The following is a 14,822-nucleotide window of genomic DNA, read 5'->3' on the forward strand; positions in this document are numbered from 1 at the left end:
AGAGCTGGCAGTTTTTTACTTAATATCTTTTATTCATCGCCAATTACCAATTACGCCTCACGCATTTACGGCTTTTCTGACTCTCTCCCTGTACAGCCGCCGCAGTCGTTTCGCCACCTCTCCCACCGGGTATATTACATCTTCGACCCGTGATACGGGCATGATCTCGCTCGTGGTATTCGTAAAAAAGACCTCTGTTGCGCTGAAGAGGTCCTCAGGCAGATAATTCCCTTCTGTGACCTGCATGCCTGTTTCCCTGGCAAGGTCGATTACAAGCTCCCGCGTAATGCCGTCCAGCACTCCCGAATCAACAGAAGGCGTACAGAGGATATCGTCTTTGACAAAGAAGATATTGCAGACCGTGCCCTCGGCGATGAAGCCTTCGGCGTTCAGCATGACAGACTCATAAGCGCCCCGCTCTTTTGCCTCGATCTTGGCAAGGATGTTATTCAGAAAATTCAGGGACTTTATCCTGGGATCAAGCGCTTCTCTCAGGTTTCTGCGGGTCTTCGCTATGATGAATTTTACGCCCTCGTTATAATACTTCTCGGGATATTCCCTGAACTCCTCAGCGATCACCACAAGGGTGGGGTTGGGACAGAGTGCAGGATCAAGCCCTATGGGACCTTTGCCGCGAGATACGGTCACCCGGACATAAGCGCTCTTCAGGCCATTCGCCCGGACAGTCTCATGAACTGCACTACGAATGCTGTCAGGAGAAGGGACAATCAGCTGTATGAGGGATGCCGAGCGGTTAAGCCTCCCGATATGTCTGTCCAGCATGAAGACAATGCCGTCATAGGCACGCATGGTCTCGTAGATGCCGTCTCCGTAAAGAAATCCATGATCAAATACAGAGACCACAGCCTCATGCTCAGGCACGATCCTGTCATTCAGAAATATCTGCATGTCTGCTCTCCCTGTTTATAAATGTATTCGTAACTTCTCAGGTTGTTTAGACTCTAGTCTGTGCTTAAAGCACCTGCTGTTGTCAGGTATAGGCTATAAACTAAACAGCTATAGACTATTCACCTGCGCAGTCACTGTCAAGCTTGCCTGAACAGCGGGTATCTTGTATTATTTCTTACTGTGACCATCGCCGACCGATCCAGGACCCAGGGATATCTGCTGCTTCTCCTCCATGCGCATCTCCCCTACATTCGGTATCCCGAACATGAGCAGCATCTTGAGGAGGTCTGGCTTCATGAAGCCATCATAGAATCCTACATTCCCCTGCTTGCTGTCTTTGATGACCTCCTGAACGACAGGACCGACTTCAGGATAACGCTCTCTCTTACGCCGTCGCTTCTGGAGATGCTGAGTGACGAGCTGCTTATGACACGCTTTGAGCGGTATCTGGAGAGCCGCATAGAGCTCGCGGAAAGGGAGCTCTCGAGAACACGGACCGAGCCGGGGCTTAAAAGGGTTGCAGAGATGTATCATGAAAGATTTCTTAAGACGAGACGGCTCTTTGAGGATACATACCGGAAAGATCTCATCTCTGCGTTTCGCTCGATTTCCCGATCCGGCAAGGTCGAACTGATCACCAGCGCGGCAACCCACGCCTATCTGCCCCTGCATATGTCCGGGTTGAACAGCATGCGGACACAGCTCGCACTCGGGGTCAGCACATTCAGGAAGCATTTTAATGCGAATCCCGCCGGCATCTGGCTGCCTGAATGCGGCTATGCACCAGGTCTGGATGAACACGTATCAGAGGCAGGCATAAACTATTTTTTCCTCGAAAGCCACGGCCTGCTCAACGCCTCGCCCAGACCGAAGAAAAGCATATACCGCCCGGTCAGGACCCCTTCCGGTCCGATCGCCTTTGGTCGCGACACGGAATCGGCAAAACAGGTATGGAGCTCACAATATGGATATCCGGGGGATGTTGATTACCGTGACTTTTATCGAGACATAGGCTTTGATCTGGACCATGAATATCTGAAGCCTTTTCTGCCGGGAGGCATCAGGTCCTTCACCGGCATGAAATATTTCCGTATAACAGGAAAGACCGAAAACAAGATGCTCTATGACCCCGGACAGGGGCTGAGAAAAGCAGCGCTCCATGCAGAGCACTTTATGCGGGAGCGGGAAAAACAGGTCCTTTTTCTCAGGGAAAAGTTGAGGACCAGACCGGTTATCACTGCTGCGTATGATGCCGAGCTTTTCGGCCACTGGTGGTATGAAGGCACTGAATGGCTGCGTTTCGTGCTGAGGAATCTCTCGCTGCAGAAGAGACCGTTCAGGTTCATAACACCATCCGAATTCTGCGCGGAGAACAGGGTGAAGGAGACCGTCACGCCGTCACCCTCAAGCTGGGGGAAAAGCGGGTACAGCACTGTCTGGCTTGATCCCGCTAACAGCTGGATGTACCGTCATCTGAAGAAGGCGTCAGAAAAGATGACGGAACTTTCAGCGCAGCACCGGAACGCAGAGGGACTGATGGAACGTGCGCTGAATCAGGCTCTGAGAGAACTGCTGATAGCACAGGCAAGCGACTGGCCCTTCATGATAACGATGGGCTCTGCTGCCACGTTCGCTGAAGCAAAGTTCAGGGAGCATATCGGCAATTTTTTTATGCTCTGCAGGGATATCCATAGGGGGAAGATACGGGAACATGCAGTGGAATCCCTCGAAAAAAAAACCTGCATCTTCAGGGATATTGACTTCAGGATCTATGCAGCCAAAGGAACAAGGAGTTATACAGGTGAATAGTCTGTAGCGGTTGAGTCTGTAGTCTCTGCCTGACAGACTACAGGCTAAAAACCTGAGCAGCTAAGACAACAGTTTTTCAAACGGGTAAGATTTCAGATAGGTGAGGAACTCATCGGCCGCATGGTTCAGAACAGCGCCTTTATTGGCGATCAGTGAGAACTCCCTCATCATTTTTTGTTCCTTGATCTTCAGTAAATTCAAGATGCCGTATTTATATTCCTTGCGTGCTGCCCAGCGGGAGATGATCGAAACGCCCAGACCGTTTGCAACAGCCTCCTTGATCGCCTCTGTGCTGCCAAGGACCATGGATATCTTCATTGCCTGCGGAGCAATCCCATGCATGGCAAGAAACTTCTCGATCATCTGGCGTGTGCCCGAGCCGCCTTCCCTGAAGATGACCGGCTCCTTGGTCAGTTCGCTGATGGATATTTCCTTCTTCTTTGCCCAGGGATGATGTGCAGGCACAATAAGCATAAGCTCATCTGCAAGGATCTTTTCGACGATCATCTTCTGGCGTGTCACTTCCCCTTCGACAAAACCCAGATCGATGTTGCCGGAATTGAGCATCTCCACTACACGCTTCGTATTGCCTACCAGCAGATGGATCTTGATCTTCGGATGGGTCTTCTTGAAATCGGTTATCACGCCGGGAAGGACATAATTGCCGATCGTTGAACTTGCGCCGATGCTGATGCTTCCTTTGACGAGACCGGTCAGTTCACCGATCATCTTCTGTGCATTCGCATAAAGGCTCAGGATCTCCTTGGCGTATTTATAGAGCACTTCACCTGCCGGCGTCAGGGTCACGGTGCTGCTTGACCGGTCGAACAGCTTGGTTTCATAGACCTCTTCAAGCGCCTGGATCTGGAGGCTGACAGCGGGCTGCGTGAGATGAATGATCTCCGATGTTTTAGAAAAGCTTTTGGTCTCAGCCACCGTGCAGAAAACCTTGAGTTTGTGGTCGTCCATGGCACTCCTTTGCCTCTTGAAAGAATTAGCTGCCGAAGCAGTTCATAAGCCGAGTTCTGTATTCCCGAAAGCCGCCAACAGCAGGTGCCTTAAGCACCACCGGGCGGCCCCGGGACTGCAGCCATTCATCTGAGCCCTGACATTACGGTCAGGGTCATGCGGCCTAACCCGTTCTGTCTCCCCTTGCAGGGATTCGAGGGGGCACCTCTCAAAACAGAACCTATTTGGCCTTGCTCCAGGCGGGGTTTACCAAGCTGCCCGGTCACCCGGAACACTGGTGAGCTCTTACCTCACCTTTTCACCCTTTCCCCTGTTACAGGGTGGTTTCCCTTTCTGTGGCACTTTCCTTCCCCCGGGTTACCGGAAGACTCCGCATTACGAAGCGCCTTGCCCTGTGGAGCTCGGACTTTCCTCTGCAAAGGCTGTAACCTTTACAGCGGCTGCGTGTACTGCTTCGGCAGTCTATAATAAATATTAATCATTATATAATATTTTCTTTCGGATTTGAAAGTCTTTTTCTGACAGCCGGAAACCGTATTTTAAACGCCAGAAGCAGGTGAGCCCAAAGCTCCTGACTGTTGGCCATGGGCCGAAGGGACCTAATTTTCTTCGCAGTACAGGATCCGATAGCACTGGGGGCACTGGACCAATTCTGAACCTTTTCGTATCTCCAGAGAAAGCTGGGGCGGAATGTTCATATCGCACCCAAGACATATATTGTCCTCAGCCCTAGCAACTGCAACTCCCTTGCCGTCTCTCAGCAGCTTGAGATACCTGTTATACGTATCAGCATCAACCAGAGCGACCAGTCCGGCCCGTTCTTCCTTCATCCGGCCGAGTTCCTGTGTGAGGCGCTCAACGTCTGCTTCAAGCTCTTTTTTAAAGCCCTGGATCTTTTCCTCTTCTCTCTTTACGTTTTGGCCAAATTCAAGCTCTTCCTTCTGCGTAGTATCAATCTCTGTCATGATCTGAAGGATCTGCTCCTCGATCGCTGCTATCTCCTTCTCGGATGACTCAATCTCTTTCAGGTGGGCCTGATATTCCTTGTTATTCTTGATATCTGATGTTCTGGCCCTCATCTTCCTGATCTTTTCCTGGGCATCCTCAAGGGCCTTCTCTTTGTCCTTCCTCTTCTTTGCGGCTGCTTCGGCCTTCAGCTTCATCTTCTCCCACTCCGCCTTGGCTTTTTTGAACGGCTCGTCAACTTCGCTTATGCGCAGGGGAACCTTATCAATAAACCTCCGCTTTTCAAGCATGCGGGTATCTGTCTGTTGCAGCTGTACGAGAAGCTTTATGCGATCTTCCACCAATCCTCCTGAGGTATGGTGGGCCCACCAGGACTCGAACCTGGGACCAACCGGTTATGAGCCGGTAGCTCTAACCAACTGAGCTATGGGCCCTTCATGAAACCGTAACGCGAAATGCGTAACGCGTGACAAGAATGGCAAACCATTTCACTGCCGATCAAACGTTAGTTTAATACTATATATCCCGCCAGAACCATTGGTCAAGCGGCTTGCAGCGTTTCCCTGAAGGGCCGATCACGCAATATCTGCCTCGGCGCGCCTAAGGCCCCTGCTGCCGGGACCGGCAGGGGCTGACACATCACGACGTTTCGATAAAGGTCCTGAGCCACCTGCTCCTTGACGGATGACGCAGCTTCCGTATCGCCTTCACCTCGATCTGCCTTATCCGCTCGCGGGTCACCTCGTATTCCATGCCGACATCCTCAAGCGTATGGGGCACCTCATCGCCGATGCCGAACCGCTTCTTGATGATCTCGCGCTCCTTGGGAGAGAGCAATGCAAGTGCCGCATCAATGTTCTTTCTCATATCCTTCTGTATCGCCTCATCAAGCGGGGAGAGGGTCCCTTTATCCTCAATAAAGTCGCTCAGATGACTGTCATCTTCTTCACCCACAGGAGTTTCAAGTGAGATCGGCTCCTTCGAGATCTTGAGCATGCTCCTGACCTTCTCAATCGGAATATTCAGCCTCTGCGCTATCTCTTCGGCCGAAGGCTCCCTGCCTTTCTCCTGAACGAGCTCCCGGACCGCCTTGGTCATTCTGTTTATTGCCTCGACCATATGCACCGGTATCCTTATGGTCCTGGACTGGTCTGCAAGAGCACGGGTTATGGACTGTCGTATCCACCAGGTGGCGTACGTGCTGAACTTATATCCTCGCTGATACTCAAATTTCTCGACCGCCCTCATGAGCCCGATGTTCCCTTCCTGAATAAGATCGGAAAAACCAAGCCCCTTGCCTATGTATCTCTTGGCAATGCTGATGACCAGCCGGAGGTTAGCTTCGGTAAGCTTTCCCTTTGCATCGTCTATGGTCATCTCCTCTGCGATTATGATCTTGAGCGCATTGCGCATCTCTTCATATGATGCGCCGAACCGGCCCTCGATCTCCCTGATGGCATTTCTGACCGCATCGCTCTCCCGGACGATCAGGGCGATCTCTTCCCTGATCGTTTTATTCTTCAGGTTCTTCGGCAGAGATATCTTCCCTGCCTTTGTCAGACTCGCGCCCCGATAAACCGCCTTTTCACCGGCAAACTGCAGTCGTGTATACAGCTCATAAAGGTCCATGATTGTCCTTTTCAATTCCTCTGAAAAGTCGTGCAGCACGTCGTCTTTCAGTTTGAGACCGATCACCTCATGAAGCATTTTATCCCTGCTGTCTGTCAGCGACTTGATCATCTTTTGGTCAGGTTTCCTGCCGGAGTCCTTGATCTTTTCCAAAAATTCTTTACGCTTCTGAAAAAGGGTCTTGATCTTGCGCGTTGCCGAATAGAACCGCTTCCGTTCATACGCAAGATCCTCTTCCATCTCCTCATCCCCGTTCTGGACGATATGCCACAGGGGAGCTTCACCGGCCTCAACCATACTTCCCAGGACGACAAGTCTGTCGATTGCAAAGGGAAGAGAAAAGATGACGCGGGCAAGCCGCTCCTTGCCCTTCTCGATCTTTACCGCAAGGTCGATCTCGCTCTCCTTGGTAAGCAGAGGCACGCCGCCCATCTCCTTGAGATAGACCTTGATCGGGTCATATTCGGCTTCGAGCAGAGCGCTGCCCTTTTCCTCTTCCTCTTCGGCAATCTCTTCGTCCCCGGCATCTTCCTTTGACTCAAAGGTGCGTTCACTGTCAAAGTCAAACTCTTCAAAATACTCGTTAAAGTCCTTATCGTGTTTCATGATCCCTTTCCTTTATCATTTTTTTCTTTTCAAGCAAGAGGGCATTGATCAATTGTATATCACCTGAGGCCCTGGCATGTTGGAGCCGCGACTCAAATTTCCTTTTCTCTATCTTCATGAAACAGTCTTCGATGTTCCGGTCGACAAAATCCGGGTCAAAGCCCGGCGCAACAGAAAGCCTGGTAAAAAGCAGCCGGTCTTCCTCGCTCGCGTGATCAAGGACTCCGGCTATATTGGTCCTGTCGGGCAGCGCCGCGATCTTGCGAAACAGTGAGGCAACAGCAGCATCTTCCATCTCATCAGGGTTGAGCCGCGAAAGCACGGCATCAGCCTTGTCAGAAAATGCAATGACCGCGCTGAGAAGAAGTTCCTCTTCAGCACGGTTTCTGGGTGCGGTCCTTGTCCGGACCGGCGCTATCGGCACCCCTGTTTTCTTTGCCCGCAGCTTCCGGTATTCCTCTCTCAGCGTCGCCTCGCTGATCCTTGTCTTGCCCGCAAGTTCGATGAGCATATGTTCAGCCTCGATCGCATCCTGCCTCTCGGCAATGACCGCAAGCGCCTCCCGCACAGCCTCGCTCTTCTGCCCCTTTGAAGCGCCCAGAATGAAATCGGTAACGGATTCAGCCTTTTCGATAAGAATGCTGAAGGCTTCGCTGCCGTGTTTTCCCAGATAGCTGTCCGGGTCCTCGCTATCCGGCAGGATCAGTACCTTCGCATGAAAATCATTCTGCGCCAGAAGCGGCAGCGCCCTCTTTGCTGCGGCAATACCGGCGGCATCTCCGTCAAAGATAACGACCACCTCTTTCGTCAGCTTCCGCAGTTTCAGAAGATGCCCTGATGTCAGTGATGTACCAAGCGGCGCGACCGCATTCTTAAACCCGTATTGGTGGCAGATGAGCACATCCATGTACCCTTCCACGATCAGCGCATGGTCCTTCTGCCGGATCGCCTCTTTTGCCGTGTACAGGCCGTAGAGCGTTTCGGATTTCCTGAAGACCGGGGTTTCCGGAGAATTGATATACTTCGGCAGACTGTCATCCATTGCCCTTCCGCCAAAGGCGATCACATTGCCGTTCGTTCCCATGATCGGGAAGATGATCCTTTCACGGAACATGTCGTACAGGCCTTTGTCGCCGGCAACAGCAAGCCCGGCCTCCCTGATCACAACATCGTTGTACCCTGCCTGCCTGAGATGCTTCAGGAGATTGCTCCATCCTGCCGGCGCATATCCTATTTTGAACAATGCTATGGATTCGTCTGCTATACCGCGTTTTTTGATATAGGCAGAGGCGCTCTTTGATTCGCGCAGTCTGAGACCATAGAATTCCGCTGCATGGGCGAGCGCATTCCTGATCTGCTGCCCTTTTTCGGTCGCTTTTTTGTCCTGCCCGAATACGGGCAGCTTTACACCTGCTTTCTCCGCAAGCACCTGCAGGGCCTCTGGAAAAGACATGCGCTCATAGTTTACCAGAAAGCCGATAACATCACCGCCAGCCCCGCACCCAAAGCAGTGGTAAATCTGCTTGGCCTGACTTACCATAAAGGAGGGGGTCTTTTCGTTATGGAACGGGCAGTTGCCTTTCCAGTTCTGGCCTGACTTTCTGAGCTGAACATAGCCGGAGATGAAATCTACAATATCTATTCTTTCTTTTATCTCTTCAAGAACTCTGTCAGATCTCATATGGCCCCAGTGAGGAAATAGTCAGGCCGTATTTTACCATGCAGGAAATTTTTCTGCCCGGCCGGGCTGATCAGGAGAGCCTGCCTGTCCTTTTGTACCCGGAGCATTCGAGAATCTGTATATCTGTCCCCTTCAGTGTCTCGTCAAGGAGCAGATTCAGCCCGAGATTATCACTCGATATGTGACCGGCTATGATGACATTCAGGTGGTTCTTTTCAGCCTCTTTCCGGTGCTCTTCACTCATATGCATGCCTACGATAGTATTTACGCCGGCATGGGCCAGACTATTGAAGATGTCCTTGGACCCCTCAGTGCCGCCGGTCATGTCAACAAAGACCTTGCCGGCACGCCGCTTCTTTGAACCCAGGAGTATCTTCGGACCAACGCCGATCTTCATGGCATCGGCATACTCCGGTATTGCTCTGAGCAGGTCAAACAGATCACCGAGATCATGAGGTTTTTTCTCATCAAAGAGCCTTTGGAGAAACGTGACGACCATATTATCGGCAGGGGTATGAAGACAGAGAAAAGGGATATTGAGAAGACGGGCCGCATCCACTGCCCGCGTATGATTGACCGGCATGAGCCGCCGTTCGATCTCCTTTGCCCGGCCTTCCATAAGATCTTCGGCAATGTTGATCGGAACGCCGAAAAGGCTCAGGATGTCCGACTGCATATGCATGACAGCGGCCAGGTTTGCAAATGCCCTGCCCTCCGGGTGGTGCGCAAGTACAAGATCTATCTTTTCACCGCGATTCCTGAGGGTATCTGCCAGAAGGATCTCGCCGACCTCGATATCGACGCCGACAAGAATGTGCCTGATCTCCTCGTCCCCGCTGCCGTGGAGAATGCGGGAATCCGAGTAGGGATTGTTCAGTGAGTCAAGGTCAAAGAGGTCTTTTTCTTCCTGTTTGAGTTCTTCATGATCTTTTATGAGCCGCTGCAGTTCCTGCTGTACGGCTTTCTGTCCGCGCGGGTCATTTGCCGCGCCGATTTCAATTGCTTTCTGGTAAAGGTTGCGGAGGATCATCAGGACCGGGCGGGAGGGGAGACCAGCAGCTCTTTTACCCGCGTATTGACCCATTTGCCGTCTGCCACACCTTTGATCTTCGGCATCAGCACCTTCATCACCTTGCCCATATCTGCCTCTGATGTTGCGGATGACTCCTGGATGGCCTGTATAATAAATTTCTCAACTTCATCCATCGAAAGCTGGGCCGGCATATAAGACTGCAGAATGGAAAGCTCCTGCCGTTCTATTCCGGCAAGATCTTCCCTGCCTGCCTTTGCGAACTGCTCTATGGACTCACGACGCTGCTTGCCCATAGATGAGAGAACCGGGAGTATCTCCTCATCGGAGAGCTCCCGGCCCTTCTCGATCTGAACGTTTTTGATCGCCGCCTTGGCCATGCGCAATGCAGAGACCCTGACCGTGTCAGAGCTCTTCATCGCGACCTTGAGATCCTCGTCAATCCGTTTTAGAACCGACACGTTATCGCGATCCCAACTTGATTCTTTTTGCTGCCTTCTTGCGTGCAGCAATGGCTTTCTTCTTCTTTTTCACGCTCGGCTTGTCGTAGTGCTCACGCTTCTTGACCTCAGAAAGGATCCCTTCCTTTTCGCACTGTTTCTTGAAGCGTTTAAGAGCATTTTCGAGTGAGTCACTTTCGCGCACCCTGATTTCGGGCATTCATGTATCACTCCTCTCTCTTTGAAAATTGTCGAATATTTTATCAGGTTACAAGGAAGCATGTCAATCTAACCATAGGAAAACCATTTGAAAACAAAAGGAAATGTAACTTTTCAGGTTGCTCAGACCGAAGCCCGCAAGGGAAAGCTGCAGACCGACCGCAGTGTCCTCCAGGGAATACATAACCCTGCAGACCATCTCTCCGGGCAGCTGCACCGTCCCCTGCCGGGGACAGGTCTGCTTTTATGCCCGCTCTGCAGACCCCAACACTTCCTTATTCTTGTGGATGATCATCTTCGTCAATTCGTCACGGGCCGGTCCAAGGTATTTCCTCGGATCGAACTCAGCCGGCTTCTCGGCAAAGGTCTTGCGGATCAACGCAGTCATGGCAAGACGGCCGTCACTGTCGATATTGATCTTGCAGACTGCGCTCTTGGCAGCTTTTCTGAGCTGTTCCTCGGGTATGCCCACCGCATCCTTCAGTTTGCCTCCATTAGCATTGATCATCTGCACATATTCCGGCACAACTGACGAGGCGCCATGAAGCACAATAGGAAACCCGGGGATGCGCTTTTCGATCTCCTCAAGAATGTCAAACCGAAGCGGAGGAGGAACAAGTATGCCCCGCTCGTCAAGGGTGCACTGCTCAGGCTTGAACTTCATGGCGCCGTGGGATGTCCCGATCGATATGGCCAGAGAGTCCACATTCGTCTTGCTCACGAAGTCTTCCACTTCCTCGGGTTTGGTATAGGTGGATTTATCCGCGGAAACCTCATCTTCAATACCTGCAAGCACACCTAACTCACCTTCGACTGTAACATCGTGGTCGCGGGCGTATTCCACCACCTGCCTGGTCAGTTTAATGTTGTCTTCATAGGAATGGTGCGAGCCGTCGATCATAACCGAAGAAAATCCGGTATCAATGCAGGATTTGCAGAGTTCAAAGGTATCGCCGTGGTCAAGATGAAGCGCAAATTTCACCGGCGACCCTGCATCCCTTATCATGGCAACGGCACCCATGGCAAGGAAGCGCAGCAGCGTCTGGTTGGCATATTTGCGGGCGCCGCTGGAAACCTGCAGGATGAAGGGGGATCTGGATTCGACACATCCCATGACGATCGCCTGCAGCTGCTCCATGTTGTTGAAATTGTATGCCGGGATCGCGTATTGCCCCTGCATCGCCTTTTGAAACATTTCCCTGGTATTCACCAGGCCGATCTCCTTGTAAGATACCTTCTCCATCACACCCTCCTTAATTTCAGATCATCCGATCTTCTCTGTCTCAGATCTCTTAATTATCATAATAGTGCGTCTGTTCAAGCCCATCTCGTTATCCCAGGTTTTCATGCTACCATAACTTGTTACACAAATGTAAGCAGCATAAATTACCAAGGAAACCGAAAATAAATAAGGCGACATCTCAGCTTGTTCTGTCATTCCGACCTGCGTAAATGACAAGTTATGGGGCTTTACTTATTGCCTCATAGGCAGGTCGCCATGTTCAATGAAAAAAAAAGCGGGGCAAAGCCCCGCCATCAGAAATACGGATGTTCAGTTCTATCAGTTCCTCGTGAAATTCTGTCCTGTCATATTTGCATTGTTTATGATCACCGCCCTGTTGACAGGTGTGAAAGTGAACCCTGCAAGGGATGGTGTTACCGTGTAATTGCCGTTGGCCAGCCCTGTTAAGGTATAGACTCCTAAGGCATTCGTAGTGGTCGTGCCTGTTGCTGCTCCACCAAGGGTTATAGTCACCCCTGCCACAGGAGTCCCAAGACCACCGCCCACGCCAATACCGCCGCCTGCTGTCCTCACCGTTCCTGAGATTGAGAAGGTGGATGCAGCTGGCGTACCTACAAAGTCCTGTCCTGTCACATTGGCATTGTTTATCACAACTGCCCTGTTTACAGGAGCAAAGGTGAACCCTGCAAGGGAAGGTGTGACCGTATAGTTGCCATTAGCCAGCCCTGTAAAGGTGAAAACTCCTGAGGCATTCGTGGTGGTATTAGCAATTGCAGCTCCAGTCAAGACAATCGACACGCCCGACAGAGAAAGCCCTCCGGGCGACAACCGCACTGCTGCAATTATCGCTCCTGATCACGCACTCAATGCTGCCGGCATCGCGAGGATCCAGGGCCTGGCAGCGCTTCTGCCGGTTGGCGCGACGTCATTCAGCGGCGGCAACATAATCCTTGGCGGCGCAGGAAGCGACATCCTCGAGGGTCGTGGCGGCGATGACATCCTCGACGGAGACGCATGGCTCGATGCCCAGATCAGGGTCACCGGCGTGCGACCTCCAGGCGTGGCCGAGTTCCATGACACCATGGCAACGCTCAATACTGTTGTGATTGCAGGCCAGATCAATCCCGGCCAGCTGGTGATCGTCCGCTCTATCAAGGTGGCTGCTGTAAACCCAGCCCACATCGACACAGCGGTCTTCTCCGGTCCTCTGGCCGACTACGATATCGTCAACAATGCTGGCATTATTACTGTTACTCATGCTCGTGGGACCACAGCCGACGGGACTGATACGCTCCGGAACATAGAAGCCTTACAGTTTGCCGACCGGACGATATCCTTTGTTCTGCGCACGGTTGCCAGCGGGGATGTTGCTACTGCCAATGGAGCTGCTCCGGTGAATATTAATGTCCTGGCTAATGACACTTTTGATGGCCTGGCCATTCCTGCAGGGGCCATAGTGACGCGGGTGACGAACGCTGTTGATGGGAATGCGGTTCTTAATCCCGACAACACCTTCACCTTTACAGCCAATGCAGGCTTTATAGGGGTAGCTACCTTTACGTACAATGTTACGGTGAGCGGTCAACTCTCCAATACCGCTACAGTGACAGTAACCGTGAACCCGGCTGTTCCGGTTGCCAATAACGATGTTGCAACCACCACAGGGACTACCCCGGTGAATATTAATGTCCTGGCTAATGACACGTACGATGGTCTGGCCATACCGGCAGGAGCCACAGTGACGCGGGTGACGAACTCTGCAAACGGCAATGCGGTACTTAACGTTGACAACACCTTCACCTTTACAGCCAACGCAGGTTTCTCCGGGATAGCCACTTTTACGTACAATGTTACGGTGAGCGGTCAGGTCTCCAACATTGCCACAGTGTCTGTAACGGTGATTTCGTCTAACGTGATTGCCAATAACGATGTTGCAACCACCACAGGGACTACGCCGGTGAATATTAATGTCCTGGCTAACGATACTTTCAATGGCGGGGCCATTCCGGCAGGGGCCACAGTGACGCGGGTGACGAACTCTGCAAACGGCAATGCGGTACTTAATGCCGATAACACCTTTACCTTTACAGCCAATGCAGGTTTTTCCGGGATAGCCACCTTTACCTACACTGTTACGGTGCTCGGTCAAATCTCCAATACCGCCACGGTGTCGGTAACGGTGAATCCGGCAATCTCGTCGATCTCGGGCAGGGTTGCAAGATCAAACGGCGTTGCAGTTCCCAATGTGACAATGACCTTAAGCGGCGCTGCCACAGGCACGGTCACAACTGACGTCAACGGTAATTACACCTTTGCCGGGTTGCTGAACGGCAACTACACGGTTACACCTTCCCTTGCAGGATTTGCTTTCACGCCTGCAAGCAGGGCGGTGACGATAAATAATGTAAACGTAACGGGCCAGGACTTTACAGCGCTTCCCGCGATCTTCTCGATCTCAGGAACAGTGAGGGTACCGGGCGGTGGTCTCGGTGGAGGCACACCTGTGGCAGGAGTGCCGGTTGCTCTGACCGGAGCTGCAACTGCTAATGCCATTACGAATGCCTTAGGAGTTTACACCTTCACCAGTCTGGCAGACGGTAACTACACGGTAACCCCGAGTCAGCCAGGTTTTGTCTTCACGCCTGTGAACAGGGCTGTTGTGATAAACAGTGCAAATGTGACAGGTCGGGACTTTCTCAGGACGGTTGCTGCAGGGACCTTCTCGGTTTCCGGAACGGTGACCAGCGGAGGGCTTCCTCTGTCAGGAGTGTCTATTGCCCTGACCGGAGCAGCAACTGCTAATACCACGACGAATGCCTCTGGAGTCTATACCTTCACAGGTCGTGCAAACGGCAACTATACGGTCACACCTTCCCTTGCAGGGTTCACCTTTGCTCCTGTAAACAGGGCAGTTGTGATAAACAATGCCAATGTGACAGGACAGGACTTTGTAGGCACGGCTGCTGCAGCCACCTTCTCGATCTCATGTAGGCACGGCTGCTGCAGCCACCTTCTCGATCTCAGGAACAGTGAGAACGTCAAGTAGTGGTGTAGGTGGAGGGCTTCCTCTGTCCGGAGTAACGATAACCCTTGGCGGAGCAGCCGCAGGCACGACCACCACGAATGCCTCCGGTGTCTATACCTTAACAGGGCTGGCCAATGGCAATTACACGGTCACACCTTCCCTTGCAGGGTTCACCTTCACACCTGTCAGCAGGACGGTGACTATAAACAATTCGAATTTGGCAGGACAGAATTTCACGAGGAACTGATAGAATTGAACATCCGTATTTCTGATGGCGGGGCTTTGCCCCGCCTTTT

13 protein-coding genes, 1 tRNA gene and 1 other RNA gene are annotated in these 14,822 nt (G+C 52.0%); 3 read left to right on the forward strand and 12 right to left on the reverse strand.

The window, feature by feature from the left end:
• Window positions 1-57: 57 nt before the first annotated feature.
• Window positions 58-909: an aminotransferase class IV gene (locus HZB62_13560; GenBank protein ID MBI5076178.1), complete on the reverse strand. Its 852-nt coding sequence runs from the start codon at window positions 907-909 to the stop codon at window positions 58-60.
• A 180-nt stretch (window positions 910-1,089) separates the two neighbouring features.
• Here HZB62_13560 and HZB62_13565 point away from each other — a divergent pair, with 180 nt between their 5' ends.
• Window positions 1,090-2,718, forward strand: a complete 1,629-nt coding sequence (locus tag HZB62_13565; protein ID MBI5076179.1) for a DUF1957 domain-containing protein — start codon at window positions 1,090-1,092, stop codon at window positions 2,716-2,718.
• Between the two features lie 60 nt (window positions 2,719-2,778).
• Here HZB62_13565 and HZB62_13570 read toward each other — a convergent pair whose 3' ends face one another.
• The 11 genes from HZB62_13570 to HZB62_13620 all read right to left on the reverse strand — a co-directional run bounded on the left by HZB62_13570 (window position 2,779) and on the right by HZB62_13620 (window position 12,287).
• Window positions 2,779-3,687 (reverse strand): LysR family transcriptional regulator, encoded by a 909-nt coding sequence (locus HZB62_13570; protein MBI5076180.1) that lies wholly within the window; start codon window positions 3,685-3,687, stop codon window positions 2,779-2,781.
• A gap of 30 nt (window positions 3,688-3,717) precedes the next feature.
• Window positions 3,718-4,143, reverse strand: an RNA gene (rnpB, locus tag HZB62_13575) — RNase P RNA component class A.
• 143 nt (window positions 4,144-4,286) lie between these two features.
• Entirely contained in the window at window positions 4,287-4,994 is a 708-nt protein-coding gene (locus HZB62_13580) for a hypothetical protein (GenBank protein MBI5076181.1), read from the reverse strand.
• Between the two features lie 16 nt (window positions 4,995-5,010).
• A tRNA-Ile gene (locus HZB62_13585) sits at window positions 5,011-5,087 on the reverse strand.
• A gap of 205 nt (window positions 5,088-5,292) precedes the next feature.
• Window positions 5,293-6,888: an RNA polymerase sigma factor RpoD gene (rpoD, locus tag HZB62_13590; GenBank protein ID MBI5076182.1), complete on the reverse strand. Its 1,596-nt coding sequence runs from the start codon at window positions 6,886-6,888 to the stop codon at window positions 5,293-5,295.
• Complete coding sequence (locus tag HZB62_13595; protein MBI5076183.1) at window positions 6,875-8,569, reverse strand: DNA primase; 1,695 nt, start codon at window positions 8,567-8,569, stop codon at window positions 6,875-6,877. The genes rpoD and HZB62_13595 overlap by 14 nt, the downstream gene beginning before the upstream one ends.
• 70 nt (window positions 8,570-8,639) lie before the next feature.
• Window positions 8,640-9,599, reverse strand: a complete 960-nt coding sequence (locus HZB62_13600; GenBank protein MBI5076184.1) for an NGG1p interacting factor NIF3 — start codon at window positions 9,597-9,599, stop codon at window positions 8,640-8,642.
• Window positions 9,599-10,060, reverse strand: coding sequence for a GatB/YqeY domain-containing protein (locus tag HZB62_13605; protein ID MBI5076185.1), 462 nt, complete (start codon window positions 10,058-10,060; stop codon window positions 9,599-9,601). The genes HZB62_13600 and HZB62_13605 overlap by 1 nt, the downstream gene beginning before the upstream one ends.
• A 1-nt stretch (window position 10,061) precedes the next feature.
• Window positions 10,062-10,259 (reverse strand): 30S ribosomal protein S21, encoded by a 198-nt coding sequence (locus tag HZB62_13610; protein ID MBI5076186.1) that lies wholly within the window; start codon window positions 10,257-10,259, stop codon window positions 10,062-10,064.
• Between the two features lie 243 nt (window positions 10,260-10,502).
• Entirely contained in the window at window positions 10,503-11,501 is a 999-nt protein-coding gene (locus HZB62_13615) for a class II fructose-1,6-bisphosphate aldolase (protein MBI5076187.1), read from the reverse strand.
• Between the two features lie 318 nt (window positions 11,502-11,819).
• Window positions 11,820-12,287, reverse strand: a complete 468-nt coding sequence (locus HZB62_13620; GenBank protein ID MBI5076188.1) for a hypothetical protein — start codon at window positions 12,285-12,287, stop codon at window positions 11,820-11,822.
• On the opposite strand from HZB62_13620, the gene HZB62_13625 reads away from it, so the two are divergent.
• Window positions 12,256-14,547, forward strand: a complete 2,292-nt coding sequence (locus HZB62_13625; GenBank protein ID MBI5076189.1) for a carboxypeptidase regulatory-like domain-containing protein — start codon at window positions 12,256-12,258, stop codon at window positions 14,545-14,547. The genes HZB62_13620 and HZB62_13625 overlap by 32 nt on opposite strands.
• Window positions 14,531-14,773, forward strand: coding sequence for a carboxypeptidase regulatory-like domain-containing protein (locus HZB62_13630; protein ID MBI5076190.1), 243 nt, complete (start codon window positions 14,531-14,533; stop codon window positions 14,771-14,773). The genes HZB62_13625 and HZB62_13630 overlap by 17 nt, the downstream gene beginning before the upstream one ends.
• Window positions 14,774-14,822 lie beyond the last annotated feature (49 nt).

It is taken from the genome of Nitrospirota bacterium, assembly GCA_016214855.1.
Lineage (GTDB): Bacteria > Nitrospirota > Thermodesulfovibrionia > Thermodesulfovibrionales > UBA6898 > UBA6898.